This window comes from Microbulbifer halophilus (assembly GCF_026183675.1).
GTDB classification, from domain to species: domain Bacteria; phylum Pseudomonadota; class Gammaproteobacteria; order Pseudomonadales; family Cellvibrionaceae; genus Microbulbifer; species Microbulbifer halophilus.
Genome location: NZ_JAPIVK010000007.1, coordinates 57,960 through 77,098, shown reverse-complemented (window position 1 = coordinate 77,098; position 19,139 = coordinate 57,960). Strand labels below are relative to the sequence as shown.

The following is a 19,139-nucleotide window of genomic DNA, read 5'->3' as shown; positions in this document are numbered from 1 at the left end:
GAGGGGGAGCTACCGGCAGTGGGCTGGCCGAGGCACATGCTTTCGAAAACTCTGAAGTAAAATAGTGCGGCCACTTCCATTTTTTCGAACATCACGCGCTCAATATTCTTTTAATTTTTCGTTTCTGTCGATTTCAATTCGGCCCCCGGCGCTTGATCCAATTTTTCGCATCCGTCACGAAGCGGCCGTCTGACGCCCTATACTGTGGGTTAGTACGACGAAATGAGTGCCAAGACGATGCTGTTTAAAGATGTTTCCACCAGCCACCTGATCGAGGTCGCGGACATAGTCACTCTTTCGAATCCCTACGAACTGACGGTTGTCGGACGCTATCTCTGGGGCGAGGAGGTGCAGGATCCGGAAGTGTTCGACAAGACGGAACTGCGCTTCCTGTCCGGCGAGGAGCTGCCCCGATGCTGGCACGACAGCCGCTACCGGGATCGCGAAGTGCGCCGCCTGCGCTGCGGTACCCGGGCGGCAGAGGACGGGGATTACTACCAGGGGGCCTAGTGGTCCATGCGATAAATTCAGTAACACCATCTCTTCGCCACAGGCCCCAGTGCTGCGTTGAAAAAGCTTGAATTAGCGCTGCTAGTCCTGCGCTTTTTCGCCTTGCCCTGGAACCTGTGGCTGTGAGCTAGAGTCACCGAATTTACCACATGAACCACTAGTGGGGCTGGCGGCGGCCGTCGCTGGCCACTCACCACTAACAACTCACCAGCGACCACTGTACAATGCGCGCCAATTTCCAACCGGGCAGCCCCATGTCGTTCGAGCAGTTTGAAGAATATTCCCTCTGGTTCGGTATCGGCGGACTCATTCTCTTTATGACGTTCATCGTCTGGAACCTGGCGAAGGAGTCCAGGGCCGGCCGGTTTGGTACCTTTATTCTGTTTATCGCGCTGGGCCTCGGATTGCTCGGCTTTCTAATAAAAACCGTGTTGGTAGAAGTACTGGGAATAGGCTAGTGGGCTAGCCCCGGCCGGTGTTCCAGGGAATATCTCCATGCCGATATTTGACCGCCCCGAACTCAAAGTCCAGAAAGACCGCCGCGTGTGCCGGGTGACCGATACACGTATCGCCAAATACAGCCGGCGTGGCATGCTTCTCTCCGTGGGCGCCTTCCTGCTCGCGGCAGCCGTTGGCGACCTGCGCCTGGAAGTACCGCAGATGGTGCTGATCCTCGGCATCGGCCTGGTGGTGCTGACCCTGGCGCGTGGCTACTATGTATTCCGTTTCAGTCGCCTCTATGCCACTGGACCGCACCGCTGGCGGCGGCGCTACTTTCTCGCTTCCACCGTCGGCGCGGCCTGGTGGGGGCTGATCCTGCTGTGCCACGTCTGGATCGTCGGGTTTGCCCCGGAAACCCAGTTCCTGTGGCTCTATACCGTCATTTTCTGTTCCAGCGTCACCTCGGTATTCGCGCCCTACCACCGCTTCCTGAGCTGGTTTGTCGGCGCCTCGCTGTTGCCGGCCGCCCTCAAGGCGCTGGTGTCGGGCGAAGTGCTCGGCACCATCTACGGCGCCCTGACCGTGGCGTTTGTCTGGCTCACCGCGCACCAGGCGCGGCGGGATTCGGAAAACTACTGGGATCGACTCGCCGCCATGCAGGAGTTGCAGCATCGGGCCAGTAGCCTGGCGGCAGCGCGCAAGCACTCGGAAGCGGCGGTGGAACTGACCAACGAGTTCGTCGCCAATATCGGCCAGGAATTCCGCAGCCAGTTGTCCGATTCCCTGGGCGCGCTGGCACTGCTGGAGGCAGAGCCGCTGAACGATCGACAGCGGGAGTGGGTACAGTTGGCCAAGGCCGCCGGCAGTCAGCAACTGAAACTGGTGGACAACGTGGGGCTCTTCACCCGCGTGGCGCGCAAGGATATCCGCCTGCGCCAGGGCCAGTTCAATCTGATCAAGACGATCGAGAAATCCTTCAAGTTCGCCGCCCGCGTCGCTCACCGACAACGCCTGGAATTCAATTTCCAGATCGACGACAACCTGCCGGTGATGGTCACTGGCGACAACCGCAAGACCTCACAGCTGATCCGCAATCTGGTGGAGTCCGCCACCGCCATCGCCCGGGAGGGCGAACTCTGGGGCCAGGTGAGCTTCACGCCGATCACCAGTGCCGAGGGGCAGCTCAGTATCAGTCTCAACGACGACGGCCAGGGGGAAATCCTGCCGGACGAGAGCGAACTGTTCGGCGCCTTCTCCCGCCTCGATACCACCCAGGTCACCACCGGCCTGGGGTTGTCCATTGCCAAGGGGCTGGCGGAGGCCATGGGTGGTTACCTGCAGCTCAACTCGTCCGCCGAGGGCAATCGCTACCTGGCGGTGGTGAAGTTCACCATGGAACCGAACCAGCGGGTATACCTGACACCAGATCGCCGCCTGCAGGATTCCGAGGTGCTGCTGTTGCACCAGAAGGGGCTTTTCGTCGCCGGACTGGTACAGGTTTTGCGCTCCTTCGGCATGGAAGTCAATACGGTGAAGTGGAAGCCGGAGTTCAGGCACGAGGTGGAGCAGGAGTTGCAGATGGCCCTGGAGCGGGGGCGGCTGGTGATACTGGCGCCGGCGATGAGCGATCCGCGGTTGCTGGAGCATGCGGCCGAGTACCTGCACCGGAACGAGTCCGAAAACTGCCAGTTGATCTGTCTCGGTGGCTTCGGGCACAAAGCCGAATTCACGCCGGTGCTGCACGAATTGCCCAGCGCCCTGTACCTGCAGCGCCCGGTCACGCGCAAGGAGCTGCACGATAGCCTGATCACCAAACTGTTCGGCGGGGTCAAGAAGACCAATCGCCGCGTCGTCTCCAGCGGCAGCGACCAGCCGCGCCAGCGCTCCCTTCTGTTGATCGAGGAGTCCCGGCAGCACCAGGGTGTCACCGAGGAGATGTTGCAGGCGCTGGGTTACCGGGTGGACGTCGCGTCGTCGGTGGTGGATGCCATCGAGCGGTTGCCGCAAACCGACTACGACCTGCTGCTGGTGGACTGCCAGCAGAACACGAATCACAGTGCGCGCATCATCGAGAGCCTGCGTCACTGGGAATCCGAAAACACCCCCGACGACCGCCTGCCGATCGTGGCGCTCACCAGCACCACGGAAGAACAGTTCGAGGGCCGCTGCCTGGCCGCGGGCATGGACGACTTCCTGACCAAGCCGCTGAACAAGGATGCGCTCTGCGAGACCCTGGAGCGCTGGTTGGGAGACGCCTGATTTCCTCCCGAATACTGTAAACCCTGCTCCTGTCGCCATTGCAGGAGTTGCTTCCATAAAAAAGCCGGCGCTGGGCGCCGGCTCCATTCTGAAACGATTTCCGATACGGGATCAGAAGTTGTATTTCAACCCCAGCTTCACCCGCCAGGTGGATTCGGCTGTCTGGAAGCGGGAGTAGTTGTCGCTGTTGAGACCGCCGTAGGGTTCATCGTAAACATACTGACCCTCTGCGTTGAGGTCGTAGTCGAACAGCTTCTGTTGCGGGTACTCGAGGTCGTATACCTTGCCCCAGTCGTCGTTCAGCAGGTTGGCAAAGTTGTCCACGGTGAAATAGACCAGGCCGCGGTGGTCCGGCAGAAGGCCGGGCACTTCCTGGGTAATGGCGAGATCCATGGTGGTCACCCAGGGCATGGTGTCGGAATACTTGTCCGTGTAACCGCCGGCCGAACCGGCCACGCCTGCCGCGCGCGCCATCTCCATGACTTCCTCGTAACTGAGGCCGTTTTCGAAATCCACGGCCGGGTCGTTGGGGCCGGAGGGAATGTAGGCCAGGTAGACATCGGAGTCGTCGAAGTTCGTCTGGTCACCCAGGTCCCCGTCCTGGTAGGCATCCAGGGTCCAGGAGAAGGGGCGGCCGGAACGGCGCTCCACAAACAGGTTGAAGTTGGTGGCGTAGTCCTGCACAAACTCCGCGCGGTAACCGAGGTTGAGCACCAGGCGGTGTTCAATTTCGTAGTAGGCGGTGCCCTCCAGCGGTGTGTTGCGGTTCTCCACCACCTCGTACTGGTAGTTGGATTCCGCCGTGGAGCTGGTGCCCGGGTTGACCTCGGTAATGTCCTGGTGGGTGTAGGACAGGTTGAAAGACACACCGTTATCGAAGGCCTTGTCCAGCGATGTGGACCAGATGACACTGCGGCCGCCGTTGTCGATATTGGTCAGTTCCAGGTCGTAGTTGTCCTCGAACTCGGTGCCAGCGTAGACGTTGTCCCAGATCACACGGCCGTCCGGCGTTCTATCGCCGCTGTCGATCCGCGACAGGTCGCGCCAGTAGACGGCGTCTTCGCGGTCCACATAGGTCAACTCCGTACTCCAGTTGAAATCCTCGGCCACGCCGGGGATATCGAAGGCGTAGTCAGCGGCCAGCTGGTAGCGCCAGTCCGACGGCAGCTCGAAATCGGGGTCGATATTGTTGGTGCTGCCGGCACCCGGTGCCAGGGCGTCCATGGCCGACTCGGGCACACCGGTAAAGTCCACGTCGCCGGGGTTCAGGCTGTCGAAGTAGACGGAGTCCTTGGTCGTGCCGTCGTTGGTGTAGGCGTTGGAGACCCATACCAGCGGCATACCGCCGCTGAAGCGACCGACGCCACCGCGCAGTGTCAGGTCGTTGCGCAGATTCCAGGTGAAGCCGACGCGCGGCAGCCAGATATCGCGGCCGTCGAGGTTTTCGGTGTTGGCGTAGCCGTAGGTTTCCTCGAAGTTGCTGTTGCGGTTGGGCGCGCTGCCGACGCTGAGAGTCTCGTAGCGCAGGCCGGCAACCAGCTCGAAATCGGTGAAGGGCTCGAGGGTGACATCGCCGTAGAGTGAGTAGGTCTTGCTGTCGACGTCGTAGGCAATATCCTGGATATCGTTGGTATAGGCATTGCCGTACTGGAAGCCGTTGGCCATGCGGTTTTCGAAGTCGTCGATACTGGGGAAGCTCCAGGTGCCGGAGGCGTGACGGCCGTAAAGGTTGTAGTTCCAGGTATCCTCAAGTTCCGCACCGAAGCGGTACTGCGCGTAATCGCTGGTATAGATGCCGTGAACACCGAAGTTCCACACTTCGTTTGCCAGCACATTGGCATGACGGTTCTGGTCGGCACCGGCGACGATGTAGCCATTGGCCGTCCTGATATTGACTTCGCCCCAGTCGGAGTCGGTCAGAGAAGCCTGCTCGTATTCCTTGTAGGAAAGGTTCACCTCGGTGCTGAAGGAGTCGCTCCAGTCGGAAAACAGGTGCGAAGTGTAGTAGGTGGTGTCCTGGGCCATGGTCCACAGGTTGGACGCCAGGTTCAGGGTTTCGCTTTCGTTGGTGTAGTTGCGGGCCGAGCTCGTTTCCTGGTTACTGTAGGTGAAGTCCGCGCGGTGGTTCTCGCTGATGTTCCAGTCCAGCTTGACCAGCAGCTTCTCGTCTTCATCGGGGGAGGGCGCCGAACCCACGGAGTCGTTCAGGCCGTACACATCCTGCATGATGCCCAGCACACGTGACGCTTCGTCGGGAGTGACATCGTGGTTTGCCAGTGTGTCGAGGTTGTAGTCGAAGGCGACTTCCTCTTCCCATTTTTCATAGGAGGTGAAGAAGAACAGCTTGTCCTGGATCAGCGGGCCGCTGAAGGCCACGCCGTAGGTTTCCTCTTCGTTCTCGATATCGTATTCGGTGACGGAACCGTCATCGGGAAGCTTGTCATCCTTTGCCGTTCCCGCCCAGGGCACGGATTCGAAATAGGCGCTACCGTGGAATTCGTTGGTGCCCGACTTGGTCACGACATTGATGTTACCGCCGGTAAACTTGCCCTTGCGCGCATCAAAAGGCGCGTAATCGATGGAGATCTGCTCCACCGCGTCCAGGGATATGGGCGGGCGATTGGTCGGATAGCCGTTGTCCTGGAGACCGAAGGTATCGTTGATGCCGACACTGTCGATGGTCAGTGAGTTGTACTTCGGGTTGCTGCCGGCAACACTGAGCTGGTTGCCGTCCGGGCTGACTACGGCCAGCGGGTTGGAGCGGACCACATCCTTCAGGTCGCGGTTGAAAGTGGCTGCATCTTCGATCTGGTCCTCGCCGAACACGCTGCTGGAACCGCTGTTGGAGAACACCTCGGCCTCGGCGGTGACCACGACTTCTTCCAGGTCATTCACCTGGATGTCGGCCTCGGTGAGGTCGACGGGCAGGCTCAGGGGGCTGCCCAGGGTCAGGTAAATACCGTCCAGTACCTCTTCCCCCTGATCGGACTCCACGCGAACGGTGTAGGGGCCACCGACACGCAGGCCGTTGAGATTGAAGCGCCCGGATTCGCCGCTGGTCATCTCCCTCCGGCTGTTCGACGGCTCGTGGATGGCGATGACTTTTGCGTTGTCGACCGGCTGACCGCCTGCGCCGGTGACGATACCGCGAATTGCCGCCGCGGTTTCCTGTGCGAATGCCGCGGGCGTCGTGCCCATTGCCGAAATGACCGCCGCGGACAAGATCGCGTGCGGGAAGAGGCAACGTTTCATAGAAATCTCCTGGTCTTATTAATTGGCCGAAGCCCGGCTGCCGGTAGCAGCCAGGGGATAGGCAAATAACATTCTTGTAAATCAAGTTTCAGGGTTGGAGGTGCCTGCCGATGGCGCCGGCTCCCAAAAACTGAATCCGTAACTTGAATTTTTATTGGCACTGGTGATTCGGTCGGGACTGGCCGACTCGATTTGGGGCTCTCCATGCCAGTGCGCTTTGTAGCAGGAGAAGTTGACGGGTTGGTGAAATGTTTGTTGCAGTTTTATATCTTTTTTATGAAGGAAAAGTGACCCCCGGTTTTCCGGCGCTAAAGTATGCATAATAGGCCGCTGATGTACTGATTCGGGAATCGAGTATGAAAATAGCGAACAATGTTTTTCGAGTGGCGCTGCTGGTGGTCATGATCGCGGCCGCACCGCGGGTATTCGCCTGGGGTGGTGACGGACACAGAGTCGTGGGGGAGCTGGCCCGGTTCTACCTGGAACCGGATACCCGCGAGAAAGTGGAACGGCTGCTGGACAGTGTCGACGAACCGAGCCTGGCCGAGGCCTCCACCTGGGCCGACCGCATCCGCAGCGACGACAGCTACGATTGGGCGGCGCCGCTGCACTATATCAACCTGCCGAAAGACTGGCAGGGTTATGACGAGAAGCGGGATTGCCCCCCGGCCGGTTGCCTCCTGAAGGCGATAGAGCGCTTTGAAGGCGTGCTGGGGGACCGCAGTGCGACGGAAACGGCCCGCGCCGAGGCGCTGATGTTCCTCGCGCATTTTGTTGGTGACCTGCACCAGCCGATGCATGTGGGCCTGAGAGAGGATCGCGGCGGCAACGATGTGGAGGTCACTTTCTTCGGTTTCGATACCAACCTGCACTGGCTCTGGGACAGCAAGCTACCGGCGGGTTTTATCGGTGATTGGCGCATTTATGCAGAGGAGGCCGCGGAAGAGATTACACCGGAACAGCGCGCGGCCTGGCGGTCCGGCACTGTGGAAGACTGGGCGGCCGAGTCCCACGAGCTGGCGCACCGCTATGCGTACACCGACAGGAAAGCGCTGGGGGAGGATTACTACCTGCGCAATCGCGACAGGGCCGCGCGGCGTTTGCACCAGGGTGGGGTGCGCGCGGCGCTGTTGATCGAACAGGCGCTCGACGGCAACTGAGGCCGTAAGGTGCGCCGTGCGCACCGATATCACTGCGGCTCGATCCAGCCGGTGCGCACGGCGCACCCTACCGCTGTGGGAGCCGCTACTTTTCCGGGGTCTGCAGCGCGCGCTGGTCGATACGCTTGCGGAACTCGGCCTCGCTCTCCCTGCGCTCGGAGTAGCGGTCGACGAGATATTCCTTCCTGTCCTTGAGCAGAAGGGTGAATTTCATCAGCTCCTCCATGACATCCACGATCCGGTCGTAGAAAGGTGAGGGCTTCATGCGGTCGTCGTCATCGAACTCCAGCCACGCCTTGGGCACCGACGACTGGTTGGGGATGGTCACCATGCGCATCCAGCGCCCCAGGATACGCATCTGGTTGACGGCGTTGAACGACTGCGAGCCGCCGCTGACTTCCATCACTGCCAAGGTTTTGCCCTGGGTGGGGCGCACGCCGCCCAGCGACAGCGGAATCCAGTCGATCTGCGCTTTCATCACGCCGGTCATGGCACCGTGGCGCTCCGGGGAGCACCAGACCATGCCGTCGGACCATGTTGCCAGCTCCCGCAGTTCCTGCACTTTCGGGTGATCCTGGTCGGTGTCGTCCGGCAGCGGCAGGCCGGACGGATTGAACATGCGTGTCTCGGCACCGAAGGTTACCAGCAGGCGGCGCGCCTCTTCGGCCGCCAGTCGGCTGAACGAGCGTGTACGCAGAGAACCGTACAGCAGCAGTATCTTCGGTTTTTCCTCTCCGATCGGGCCCTGCAGCTTTTGCCACTCGATGGGGTGCAGGCTGTCGGAATCGATATTGGGCAGATTATCCGTATTCATCGGTCACTCTCTTCAGGTCGGATTCGGGCGCGGCAAAACAGTGGCGGGTGCGATTGGCGAAGGCCACCAGCGTCAGCATCACCGGTACCTCCACCAGTACGCCCACCACCGTGGCCAGGGCCGCGCCGGAGTTGAGCCCGAACAGGGAGATGGCCACGGCCACTGCCAGTTCAAAGAAGTTGGAGGTGCCGATCATGCACGCCGGCGCGGCGATATTGTGTGGCAGCCGCATGGCTTTGGCGGCGCCGTAGGCGAGGGCAAAAATGCCATAGGTCTGGATCAACAGCGGTATGGCAATCAGCACAATGGCGATAGGCTGGGCCAGGATTGTCTCCGCCTGGAAACCGAACAGCAGTATCACCGTGGCCAGCAGCCCGGCGATGGAGACCGGTTTCGTTCTCTGGATAAAACGCTCCAGCCGGGTGTGATCGCCGGCGCTGTCGAGGGCGCGCCGGGTCAGCAGACCCGCCAGTAGCGGAATCAGCACGTAGAGGATCACTGAAAGCAGCAGGGTATCCCAGGGCACGGCCACATCGCTGACGCCGAGCAGGAAGGCGGCGATGGGCGCGAAGGCGAAAACCATGATGATATCGTTGGCCGATACCTGCACAAGGGTGTAATTGGCGTCGCCGCGGGTCAGGTGGCTCCAGATGAAGACCATCGCGGTGCAGGGCGCCACACCCAGCAGGATCATGCCGGCGATATATTCGGAGGCGGTCTGCGGATCCACCAGATCGGCGAAGATCACGCGGAAGAACAGCCAGCCCAGCGCCGCCATGGTAAACGGCTTGATCAGCCAGTTGACCACCAGGGTCAGCGCCAGCCCCCTGGGCTTGTTGCCGATATCGCGAATGGAACTGAAATCCACCTGCACCATCATCGGGTAGATCATCACCCAGATAAACAGCGCCACCGGTAGATTGACATGGGCGACCTCCAGCCCGGCAATGGCCTGGAAAACGCCCGGCGCAACGCTGCCCAGCAGCAGGCCGGCGAGAATGCACAGCCCCACCCACACAGACAGAAAGCGTTCAAAGAATCCCATTACTTTGCGTCCTCCGCGATTTTCATCAACACGCGCTCCAGCTCGGCACCGCGCAACCGATCCGCGTTTTCGTCCAGCAGTCTGCCAATCCGGGCCTCGACAGTATCCATGACCGAGGTAAACGCCGCTTCGATTTCCGAATCCGATCCCCGCAGTTTCGATGGATCCGGCAGTCCCCAGTGCACCTTGACGCTGTCGCCCAGCCAGAGAGGGCAGGCTTCGCCGGCGGCGCTGTCGCAGACGGTGACCACCGCATCGGGATTTGTGCCCTCGAGCTCATGCCAGGATTTGCTGACCAGCCCTTCGGTGGAAATACCGCGTGCCTGCAGGTAGTGGATCGACTGCGGATGTACCTCGCCGACCGGTTGGCTGCCGGCGCTATAGGCGCGGATTCTTCTCGCGGCGAGATGGTTGGTTATAGCCTCGCTCAGAATGCTGCGGCAGCGGTTGTGGGTGCAGATAAACAAGAGTTTCATGACTTTTCCCGTGGTTGTCGGTGGCCGCCCGGCTGCTGGACTTCGATGCAATTTGCCGCATCAGCAATCCGCGCCGCAGCGGCCGGGCCTGTCGGCCATGCGCTCGAGTCTCCGGATACTGTCCGCGAGAAAGCCCGGATTGGCGGTGCGCGTCTGTTCCAGAACGGCCTGCGCCCACTCGGGCAGCGATGGATCCATGCGGTAGTAGACCCACTGGCCCCGGCGGCGGTCCTGCAGCAGGCCGCAGTTGCGAAGCTGCGCCAGGTGCCGGGAGGTTTTCGGTTGGCTCTCCTCCAGGGCCTCCATCAGCTCGCAGACACAGAGTTCTCCCTCCCGGGCTATCAGCAACAGGCTGCGCAGGCGCGTCTCGTCGGCGAGGCATTTGTAGAACTGGACGGGATTCATGGGAGTCGCCTCTGTGGTCGTGTCCGAATGCGCGCCAATATATATGAAAATTCGCATATATGGAAATACGCATTAGCGCCGCCGCTTGCCGCTCCGCGCTGTATACTTCACTATATAACGATTGCCACACGGAACCGGCTCCGGGCCGGGCTTCGTCGGATACAGGGAGTAGGACACGGGATGCGCGGGATCCGTTTAAATCTGTTGCTGGTCCTGATGGGCGCGAGTCTGCAGGTGCAGGCGGAGCAATTGACCGTGGCCGTGGCTTCCAACTTTACCGCACCGATGCGGGAGATTGCCGGGGCCTTCGAGGGCGAGACGGACCACCGGGTGCGGCTGGTCTTCGGCTCCTCCGGCAAGTTCTACGCCCAGATCCGGCACGGTGCGCCCTTCGAAGCCTTTTTTTCCGCCGACCGGGCCAAGCCGGAGGCGCTGGAACAGGCGGGCCTGGCCGTGCCGGGCAGTCGCTTTACCTATGCCGCGGGCGGCCTGGCGCTCTGGTCCGGCGATGGGAACCTGGTGCGCGGTGGCCCCGGCGCCCTTGAGCGGGGCGATTTCAACAAGCTGGCGCTGGCCAATCCCCGCCTGGCGCCCTACGGTGCCGCGGCGGTGCAGGTATTGCGCAAGCTGGGTCTGGAAGAGGGGACCAGACCCCACTGGGTGCAGGGGGAGAATATCGCCCAGGCCTACCAGTTCGTCGCCAGCGGCAATGCGGATCTCGGTTTTGTGGCGCTGTCCCAGGTCAGCGAAGGTGGGCACATCGATTCGGGCTCGGCCTGGGAAGTGCCGGAGGATCTGCACGACCCCATCCGCCAGGACGCGGTGCTGCTGAAACGTGGCGTCGACAGTGCGGCGGCGCGGGCGCTGTTGCGCTTTGTGCGCAGCGAAAGGGCGGCGGCGATTATCGAATCCTACGGTTATCGCTAGATGGGTTTTTCCGACACCGACTGGACAGCCATATGGCTGACACTGCGCCTGGCATCGACGGTAACGGTGTTGCTGTTGCTGATCGGCACACCCATCGCCTGGTGGCTGGCGAAAAGCCGCTCCCGCTGGAAGGGGCCCGTGGGCGCCCTGGTGGCCATGCCACTGGTGCTGCCACCGTCGGTGCTGGGTTTTTACCTGCTGCTGGCGATGGGCCCCGGTGGGCCCATCGGCCAGCTCACCCAGGCGCTGGGGCTGGGCATCTTGTCATTTACCTTCTGGGGGCTGGTGATCGCCTCCCTTTTCTACTCGCTGCCGTTTGTGGTGCAGCCGATCCAGAACGCTATCGAGGCACTGGGCGAGCGTCCACTGGAAGTGGCGGCGACCCTGCGTGCCGGCCCCTGGGATCGCTTTTTCACCGTGGTAGTGCCGCAGGCGAGGCCCGGGTTTATCAGTGCGGCGATACTCGGTTTTGCCCATACCGTCGGTGAATTCGGGGTGATACTGATGATCGGCGGCAATATTCCCGGGGAGACGCGGGTGGTCTCGGTGCAGATCTACGATTATGTGGAAATGCTCGAGTACGATCGCGCCCACTGGCTCGCCGGCGCCATGTTGCTGTTTTCCTTTGCGGTCTTGCTGGGGCTCTACCTGTTCCGGCAGCGGCGCTCGCGTGCCGGAATCGGTGTGGGAGCCTGACTGTGGCGGTATCGGATATTTGCGCCGGTTTCCGGCTCTCTTTTCCGGATTTCTCCCTGGATATCGATACCCGCATACCCGCGCGGGGCATTACCGCAATCTTCGGGCAATCCGGTTCCGGCAAGACCACGCTGTTGCGCTGTATCGCCGGCCTGCAACAATGCGAGTGGGGCAGGCTGGTGGTCCGCGGTGAAACCTGGCAGGGCGAACGTATCTTCCTCCCCACCCACCGGCGGCCACTGGGCTATGTATTCCAGGAATCCAGCCTGCTGGCGCACCTGAGCGCAGAGGATAATCTGCAATACGCACTCCGGCGGGCGCGGCCGGTGCCGCCGAGGGATCTCTACTGGCGCGTTGTGGCGCTGATGGGAATCGGGCCGCTGTTGCAGCGCTATCCGCAGCAGCTGTCCGGCGGCGAGCGACAGCGGGTGGCCATTGCCCGCGCGCTGTTGGTGTCGCCGCAACTGCTGCTGATGGACGAGCCACTGGCATCGCTCGATGCGGCCCGCAAACGGGAAATCCTGCCCTATCTGGAGCGGTTGCGTTCCGAATTCGAGTTGCCGATCCTCTACGTGAGCCACTCCATCGACGAGGTGGCCCGGCTGGCGGATCATCTGCTGGTGCTGGACCGCGGCCGGCTGGCGGCCTCGGGGGCGCTCGCGGAAGTGCTGGGGCGGTTGGACCTGCCGCCCGGGCTGGGGGAGGACACCGGCGTCGTGCTCGAGGGTAGGGTGGTGGAGCGCGATGCCCGCTGGGGCCTGGCCCGGGTCGCCTTTGCCGGCGGCGAACTGTGGCTGCGCGACAGCGGCGATGCGCCGGGACAGCACTTGCGGGTACGTGTGCTGGCGCGGGATGTGAGCCTGGCACTGGCATCCCACGGCGATACCAGCATCCTCAATCGCCTGCCGGCGACCGTGGCCGAAGTGGCGCCCGACGCAGACAGCGCGCTGGTGCTGGTGCGTTTGCGACTGGAAGGGGAAGAAGGGGAGAGCGGTATCGTCGCCCGGCTCACAAGGCGTTCTGCCGATCACCTGCAACTGGTGTCGGGAAAAAAAGTCTGGGCACAAATTAAATCTGCGGCCATCGTAAAGTAGGAGTTTGGGCCGTAGGGCGCAGTGGGTAGGATGGGCACGCCGCTGCGCTCCTTTGACTCGCGCCATCCCTGGCGCTCGCCCGCTGCGCGGACGCCTCCGGCGTCCAAATAGGCAATCCTGCCGATTTGTGCCGATCCTACAGGTAAATAGCGGCAACTTCTTGGTGTGTGGTCTTGCACGTATCGGGGCCGGGAGGGCGAGACCGCATTTTCTGGCGAAGGAGCCGGAATGGCGGGCGCCACTCCTGGCCAATAAGTGCATCGGGCCCTATTATAAACCGTTTAAGAGGGCCAGGATCTAATCGACATGTCGGACATCGACCAGTACAGGAGCAGATTGCTCGCCGCCAGAGAAGCGATTCTCGGCCTTGCGGATACCCGCAAGGCTTCCACGGCCACTGTCGCACTGGATCAGTCCAGTGTCGGCCGCCTTTCGCGTATGGATGCCCTGCAACAGCAGGCCATGGCAGTCGACAATCGCCAGCGGGCGGAGCGGGAATTGCGGCGTATCGAGGCGGCCCTGCATCGCTGCGACGATGGCAGCTACGGCTATTGCGTCAGTTGCGACGAGCCCATCGACCCGCGCCGCCTGGAGCTCGATCCGGCTGCCCCGCTGTGCATCGAATGCGCGTCGGAGCGCGATCGCTGAGCCGGTTTAGTCGGTCCCGGGCTCTCCGTTCCCACTGTGGAGCATATCCACCAAAACCTGCGGCCGGCCATCGGCGTCAAGCTCACCAGAAGTGTCCGCTCAACCTGGTAGATCATGCAGTTCGTGCTGGCGGTGATGCCAAATCCGAAACTGGAAGCAATGAAGAGAGATTGTGAGCCGCCACAGGTGGTGGTCTGCTTGCGCCCGGCGTAGATAATCGGGTGCATTACCCGAGCCGTGCACAGGTTGAGCACGGCAGAGCGAAGAGGTGGTATTCGAGAGAGGCCGCCCGACCATGCGAGTGTTGCACCGCCGGGGCCGCGGGAATTATCCCGCCTGGAGCTGATCCAGGCGATCCAGCAGCGCCTGGGTAAATTCGCGGGTGCCGCCATTGCCGCCCAGGTCGGGGGTGGTGCGGTCGCCGGCCGCGATCACATCCTGCAGTGCCTGTCGGATCATCCGGGCTCTATCCCCCTGGTCCAGGTGGTCGAGCATCTGGCAGGCGCCCAGCAGGATAGCCGTGGGATTGGCAATATTCTTGCCGGCGATATCCGGGGCGCTGCCGTGTACTGCTTCAAAAATGGCGCAGTCGTCGCCGATGTTGGCACCCGGGGCCATACCCAGGCCACCTACCAGACCGGCGCACAAGTCGGAGAGAATATCGCCGAACAGGTTGGTGGTCACGATCAGGTCGAACTGCTGCGGATTCATGACCAGCTGCATGCAGGCGTTGTCGACGATCATCTCCTGCATCTCGATCTCGGGATAAGTTTCCGCAATTTCCCGCGCGACCTTGAGGAAGAGTCCGGAGGTGGATTTGAGGATGTTGGCCTTGTGCACGACCGTTACCTTCTTGCGGCCTTCCTTCCGCGCCAGTTCAAACGCGTAGTTCAGGATACGGGAAGCGCCTTCGCGGGTAATAACGCTCATGGCTTCCGCAACCCGCTCGTCATCGGACACGCGCTGGCCGGCACCCGAATACATACCCTCGGTATTTTCCCGCACCGTAATGATATCGACATCCTCGAAGCGCGCCCGGGTTCCCGGAATGGAGAGCACCGGGCGAACGTTGGCGTAGAGCTGGAAGTGCTGGCGCAGGCTGACATTGAGAGACTTGAAGCCGCCGCCCACCGGCGTCATCAGCGGTCCCTTGAGTGCGACTTTGTTGCGGGCAATGGTCTCCAGAGTCGTTTCGGGGAGTAGTTCCCCAGTATTCTCCATCGCGGACAGGCCGGCTTCGGCGAACTCATAGCTCAGACCGCAATTCAGGTGATCCAGTACTTGCAGGGTCGCATCCACAATGTCGGGGCCAATGCCGTCGCCTCGAATTACGGTAATGGTGTTGTTACTCACAGTGTTCTCCTTGTATGTGATTGCCCGGTTTTCACAGAGGAATGTATCAGCGAAGGATCATCAGGGGCTTCTTCGCGGTTTCGAGCATTTTTGTCGTCGTACTGCCAATCAGAAACTGCCGGATACGGGAGTGACCATAGGCTCCCATAATCAGAACGTCGATATCGTGTTGCTCCTGGTAGGAATGCAGGGTTTCCTCAACATCACCGGACCGAATCGCGATGTTGGTGTCCATACCCCGACCTCTCAGCGTTTCCGCCGCCTGCCTGAGTTGTTCACGGTGCTCTTGGGTATCTGAACCCACCATCACAAGGTGCAGGGGCAGGTCTTTGAACAGGCCCGCATCGGCGAGCAGGTCGATGCTCCTGAAAGCTGTTGCGCTGCCATCGAAAGCCAGCATGGCACTGCGAGGTTCAGAGAATTCATCGGGAACCAGGAAAACGGGTTTATGCACGCTGCGAATTACCGTTTCCAACTGGCTTCCGATATGTCGTCCTGTTTCAGTGCTGCTTTCGCCATGCAGGCCCAGAACGAATACTCGCGATTCCTGCTCCAGTTCCCGCAAAGAACCGGCCAATTCATCATGGCGCTGGCGTTTTACCGGGTTGTCGACCCCGGATGCAGCGACCCGCTTTTCCGCCTCATCCAGCATCAAATGGCCGTACTGCAGCGCCAATTTGCTGCGTTTCTGATCCAGTTCTGCCAACTGTTCGAGCAACTGCTCCCGGCTGCCCAGACCGATATTGCCGGCCATATCCGATTCTGCCGGATACTTGTCTTCGTCAAGTACGTGAAGCAGCATCAGGGGCGCGCCCATGTGTTTGCTGAGCCAGGCCGAGTAATCGCATACCGATGGCGCCGCGGTGGAGCCATCGATGCAGGCAACGATCACGTGTTCGTGTGTGGAGTCTGTCTGCTTGTCTGTCATCCTGGAAACTCCTTCAGTGACCCATCAGACGCTCAACAGCGTCCGGTTTATCGTGTACCCCGAAGCGATCGACGATAGTGGCGCTCGCTTCATTCAAGCCGATGATCTCGACTTCGGCGCCTTCCCGGCGAAATTTGATGACGGCCTTGTCCAGTGCCGCAACTGCAGTGATATCCCAGAAATGGGCACGACTCAGGTCGATGACCACATTTTCGACGGCTTCCTTGAAGTCGAACGAGTCCATGAATTTCTCGGAAGAGCTGAAGAATACCTGTCCGACCACATTGTAGGTGCGGGTATCACTCTCTTCATCATAACCCGAGTTCACCAGCATGAAATGCCCCACCTTGTTGGCAAAGAACAGCGCGGCAAGCAGCACACCGGCCAGTACCCCGAATGCCAGGTTGTGGGTTGCCACCACGATTACCACGGTAACCACCATGACGATATTGGTAGAGAGCGGATGCTCCTTGAGATTCTTGATCGACCCCCAGCTGAAGGTGCCGATGGCGACCATGATCATTACTGCTACCAGCGCGGCCATCGGGATCTGCACCAGCCATTGATCCAGCACCAGTACCATCAACAGTAGGAAGACGCCGGCAGAGAGGGTGGACAGGCGTGTGCGGCCGCCGGATTTGATGTTGATGATGGACTGGCCAATCATCGCACAGCCGGCCATGCCGCCCATCAGGCCGGCGCCGATATTGGCGACACCCTGGCCTTTGCACTCGCGGTTTTTGTCGCTGGGGGTATCTGTCAGGTCGTCGACGATGGTCGCGGTCATCATGGATTCGAGCAGGCCCACGACGGTAAGCGCAACGGAGTAGGGGAGGATGATCGTCAGGGTTTCCAGGTTCAGCGGTACTTCCGGCCACAGGAATACCGGCAGGGTGTCCGGCAGTTGCCCCATATCGCCGACAGTGCGGATGTCCAGGTTCAGGTACATGGCCACGCCGGTCAGCGCCACGATACAGATCAGCGGAGACGGCACGATGCGGCCGATGAACGGAATCAACGGGAAAAGGTAGATGATCCCCAACCCCGCTGCGGTCATGGCGTATACATGCCAGGTGACGTTCGTCAGTTCCGGCAACTGGGCCATAAAGATCAGGATCGCCAGGGCATTCACAAACCCCGTCACTACCGATCGCGATACAAAGCGCATCAACGCCCCGAGTTTCAGGTAGCCGGCGATGATCTGCAGTACCCCGGTCAACAATGTCGCCGCCAGCAGGTATTCCAGACCATGCTCTTTTACCAGTGTCACCATCAGCAATGCCATGGCCCCGGTCGCGGCTGAAATCATGCCCGCCCGACCGCCCACAAAGGCGACAACGACAGAGATACAGAAAGAGGCATACAGCCCCACTTTGGGGTCAACCCCGGCAATAATGGAAAAGGCGATCGCCTCGGGAATCAAGGCCAGCGCTACCACAATACCGGCGAGGAGGTCGCCTCGGATGTTGGCAAACCAGTTTGTGCGTATACTTCTGAACATCGTTTTTGAGTACCCCAAAGAAAGTTTGAAACAAGCAGGGCACAGCCGCAGCTGTGCCTTATTGTTCGATAGAGATTTACAGGAACTGGATAACGGAGATCAGGCCGACACCGCCAAGCACCAGCGTGTAAGGCAGCGCCATGACAACCATCCGCCCGTAGGAGAGACGCACCAGCGGCGCAATGGCGGAGGTCAGCAGAAAGAGAAAAGCAGCCTGACCATTCGGGGTTGCGACACTGGGCAGATTGGTACCTGTATTGATGGCGACCGCCAGTTTCTCAAAGTGATCGGCACTGATGGTACCGGCAGCCAGTGCCTGTTTGATTTCGCTGATGTAGACCGTTGCCACAAACACATTGTCACTGATCATCGACAGCACGCCATTGGCCACAAAGAACATGGCCGGCTGCTGCGCCTCGGGCAATGCAAGCACAAAGTCAATTACCGGCTCGAACAGGTGTTGCTGGTGGATTACCGCGACTACGGCAAAAAATACCACCAGCAGAGAGGTAAACGGCAGCGACTCCTGGAATGCCTTGCCAATCTGGTGCTCGTCCGTGACGCCATTGAACGAGGTGATCAGGACGATCACCAGCAGTCCAATCAGGCCGACCTCGGCTATGTGCAGTGCCAGTCCGATGACCAGCACCAGAGCGGCGATTGCCTGGACCCAGAGTGCGGCCTGCTCCGATTTGCTGCGCTTGCCGCGCTCTTCTTCGGCGAACTCTTCCAGTACCCGGCGAACCGGCCTTGGCAGGTGCGCGCCGTAGCCAAACCAGCTCAGTTTCTCCAGTAGCCAGCAGGTGACCAGGCCGGCAACGAATACCGGCAGGCTGATGGGGGCCATGCGCTGGAAGAACTCGACAAAGTCCCAGCCCACCACTTTGGCAATCAGCAGGTTCTGTGGCTCACCCACCATGGTGGCGACGCCCCCCAGCGCGGTACCGATGGCACCGTGCATCAGCAGGCTACGGAGAAAGGCCCGAAATTGAACCAGGTCTTCCCGGTGCAGTTCGATGATATTTTTATCGCAGTTTGCGTCGTGGTCGGCATGGTGATAGCCGCGACCTGAGGCGACCTTGTGGTACACGGAATAGAAACCCACGGCCACACTGATGATGACCGCGGTTACCGTCAGTGCGTCCAGAAATGCTGACAGTACCGCAGCTGCGCCGCAAAACAGCAGGGAGAGGGCGGGCTTGGAGCCTACATCAATCAGGATCCGGGTAAATGCAACCAGCAACAACTGCTTCATGAAATAGATCCCTGCCACCATAAACATGAGCAGCAGGATCACCGGCAGGTTGGCGGACACCTCACGATAGACCGCACCGGGCGTCGCGAGCCCGATCAGCAAGGCCTCGACCGCCAGAAGCCCACCGGGAAGCAGGGGATAGCACTTGAGCGCCATCGCCAGGGTGAAGATAAACTCTCCCACCAGCAGCCAGCCTGCGGCAACCGGCCCCATCACCCACATCACCAGCGGGTTGACTACCAGAAAGAGAATGATGGTTTTTTTGTACCAGGCCGGTGCATTGCCGAGAAAATTATGAATGAAACCAGAGATAACCGTTTGGGGCATTACTGAATAACCGCAATTCCGCTAGAAAACATCGAGACAACAGCATCC

General features: G+C 60.6%; 17 protein-coding genes. 8 read left to right on the top strand and 9 right to left on the bottom strand.

Features of this window, described 5'->3' with window-relative positions; genetic code table 11:
* The first annotated feature begins 222 nt into the window (after positions 1 to 222).
* The 3 genes from OQE62_RS05355 to OQE62_RS05345 all read left to right on the top strand — a co-directional run bounded on the left by OQE62_RS05355 (position 223) and on the right by OQE62_RS05345 (position 3,210).
* Positions 223 to 510, top strand: coding sequence for an acetyltransferase (locus OQE62_RS05355; protein WP_265720971.1), 288 nt, complete (start codon positions 223 to 225; stop codon positions 508 to 510).
* A gap of 254 nt (positions 511 to 764) precedes the next feature.
* Positions 765 to 968 carry a DUF2788 domain-containing protein gene (locus OQE62_RS05350; RefSeq protein ID WP_265721026.1) on the top strand — a complete coding sequence of 68 codons (204 nt, stop codon included), beginning with the start codon at positions 765 to 767 and terminating at the stop codon, positions 966 to 968.
* A gap of 37 nt (positions 969 to 1,005) precedes the next feature.
* Positions 1,006 to 3,210, top strand: coding sequence for a response regulator (locus OQE62_RS05345; RefSeq protein ID WP_265720970.1), 2,205 nt, complete (start codon positions 1,006 to 1,008; stop codon positions 3,208 to 3,210).
* A gap of 111 nt (positions 3,211 to 3,321) precedes the next feature.
* Here the strand turns inward: OQE62_RS05345 and OQE62_RS05340 are convergent, their stop codons facing one another.
* Positions 3,322 to 6,462 (bottom strand): TonB-dependent receptor, encoded by a 3,141-nt coding sequence (locus tag OQE62_RS05340; RefSeq protein ID WP_265720969.1) that lies wholly within the window; start codon positions 6,460 to 6,462, stop codon positions 3,322 to 3,324.
* Positions 6,463 to 6,818: 356 nt separating this feature from the next.
* Between OQE62_RS05340 and OQE62_RS05335 the strand changes: the two genes are divergently transcribed.
* Entirely contained in the window at positions 6,819 to 7,622 is an 804-nt protein-coding gene (locus OQE62_RS05335) for a S1/P1 nuclease (RefSeq protein WP_265720968.1), read from the top strand.
* Positions 7,623 to 7,707: 85 nt separating this feature from the next.
* Here the strand turns inward: OQE62_RS05335 and arsH are convergent, their stop codons facing one another.
* The 4 genes from arsH to OQE62_RS05315 are packed head-to-tail and all read right to left on the bottom strand — an operon-like array spanning position 7,708 to position 10,362.
* Positions 7,708 to 8,436 (bottom strand): arsenical resistance protein ArsH, encoded by a 729-nt coding sequence (gene arsH, locus OQE62_RS05330; RefSeq protein ID WP_265720967.1) that lies wholly within the window; start codon positions 8,434 to 8,436, stop codon positions 7,708 to 7,710.
* Positions 8,423 to 9,481, bottom strand: coding sequence for an ACR3 family arsenite efflux transporter (gene arsB, locus OQE62_RS05325; protein WP_265720966.1), 1,059 nt, complete (start codon positions 9,479 to 9,481; stop codon positions 8,423 to 8,425). Before arsB ends, arsH begins: the two co-directional genes overlap by 14 nt.
* The gene (locus OQE62_RS05320) at positions 9,481 to 9,957 is read right to left on the bottom strand and encodes an arsenate reductase ArsC (RefSeq protein ID WP_265720965.1); all 477 of its coding nucleotides are present in this window, start codon (positions 9,955 to 9,957) and stop codon (positions 9,481 to 9,483) included. The genes arsB and OQE62_RS05320 overlap by 1 nt, the downstream gene beginning before the upstream one ends.
* Positions 9,958 to 10,017: 60 nt before the next feature.
* Positions 10,018 to 10,362 carry a metalloregulator ArsR/SmtB family transcription factor gene (locus OQE62_RS05315; RefSeq protein ID WP_265720964.1) on the bottom strand — a complete coding sequence of 115 codons (345 nt, stop codon included), beginning with the start codon at positions 10,360 to 10,362 and terminating at the stop codon, positions 10,018 to 10,020.
* A gap of 180 nt (positions 10,363 to 10,542) precedes the next feature.
* Between OQE62_RS05315 and modA the strand changes: the two genes are divergently transcribed.
* The 4 genes from modA to OQE62_RS05295 all read left to right on the top strand — a co-directional run bounded on the left by modA (position 10,543) and on the right by OQE62_RS05295 (position 13,727).
* A complete protein-coding gene (gene modA / locus OQE62_RS05310) occupies positions 10,543 to 11,289 on the top strand; it encodes a molybdate ABC transporter substrate-binding protein (RefSeq protein WP_265720963.1) in 747 nt (248 codons plus the stop codon).
* A complete protein-coding gene (gene modB / locus OQE62_RS05305; RefSeq protein ID WP_265720962.1) occupies positions 11,290 to 11,985 on the top strand; it encodes a molybdate ABC transporter permease subunit in 696 nt (231 codons plus the stop codon).
* A 2-nt stretch (positions 11,986 to 11,987) separates the two neighbouring features.
* A complete protein-coding gene (modC, locus tag OQE62_RS05300) occupies positions 11,988 to 13,079 on the top strand; it encodes a molybdenum ABC transporter ATP-binding protein (RefSeq protein WP_265720961.1) in 1,092 nt (363 codons plus the stop codon).
* Positions 13,080 to 13,385: 306 nt separating this feature from the next.
* The gene (locus OQE62_RS05295) at positions 13,386 to 13,727 is read left to right on the top strand and encodes a TraR/DksA family transcriptional regulator (protein ID WP_265720960.1); all 342 of its coding nucleotides are present in this window, start codon (positions 13,386 to 13,388) and stop codon (positions 13,725 to 13,727) included.
* Between the two features lie 327 nt (positions 13,728 to 14,054).
* Here the strand turns inward: OQE62_RS05295 and OQE62_RS05290 are convergent, their stop codons facing one another.
* The 4 genes from OQE62_RS05290 to nhaB form a co-directional block, all read right to left on the bottom strand.
* Positions 14,055 to 15,080 carry an isocitrate dehydrogenase gene (locus OQE62_RS05290; RefSeq protein WP_265720959.1) on the bottom strand — a complete coding sequence of 342 codons (1,026 nt, stop codon included), beginning with the start codon at positions 15,078 to 15,080 and terminating at the stop codon, positions 14,055 to 14,057.
* A gap of 46 nt (positions 15,081 to 15,126) precedes the next feature.
* A complete protein-coding gene (locus tag OQE62_RS05285) occupies positions 15,127 to 16,008 on the bottom strand; it encodes a universal stress protein (RefSeq protein ID WP_265720958.1) in 882 nt (293 codons plus the stop codon).
* Positions 16,009 to 16,021: 13 nt separating this feature from the next.
* A complete protein-coding gene (locus tag OQE62_RS05280; protein ID WP_265720957.1) occupies positions 16,022 to 17,509 on the bottom strand; it encodes a SulP family inorganic anion transporter in 1,488 nt (495 codons plus the stop codon).
* A gap of 76 nt (positions 17,510 to 17,585) precedes the next feature.
* On the bottom strand, positions 17,586 to 19,091 hold the full coding sequence (nhaB, locus tag OQE62_RS05275) for a sodium/proton antiporter NhaB (RefSeq protein ID WP_265720956.1): 1,506 nt from the start codon (positions 19,089 to 19,091) through the stop codon (positions 17,586 to 17,588).
* Positions 19,092 to 19,139 lie beyond the last annotated feature (48 nt).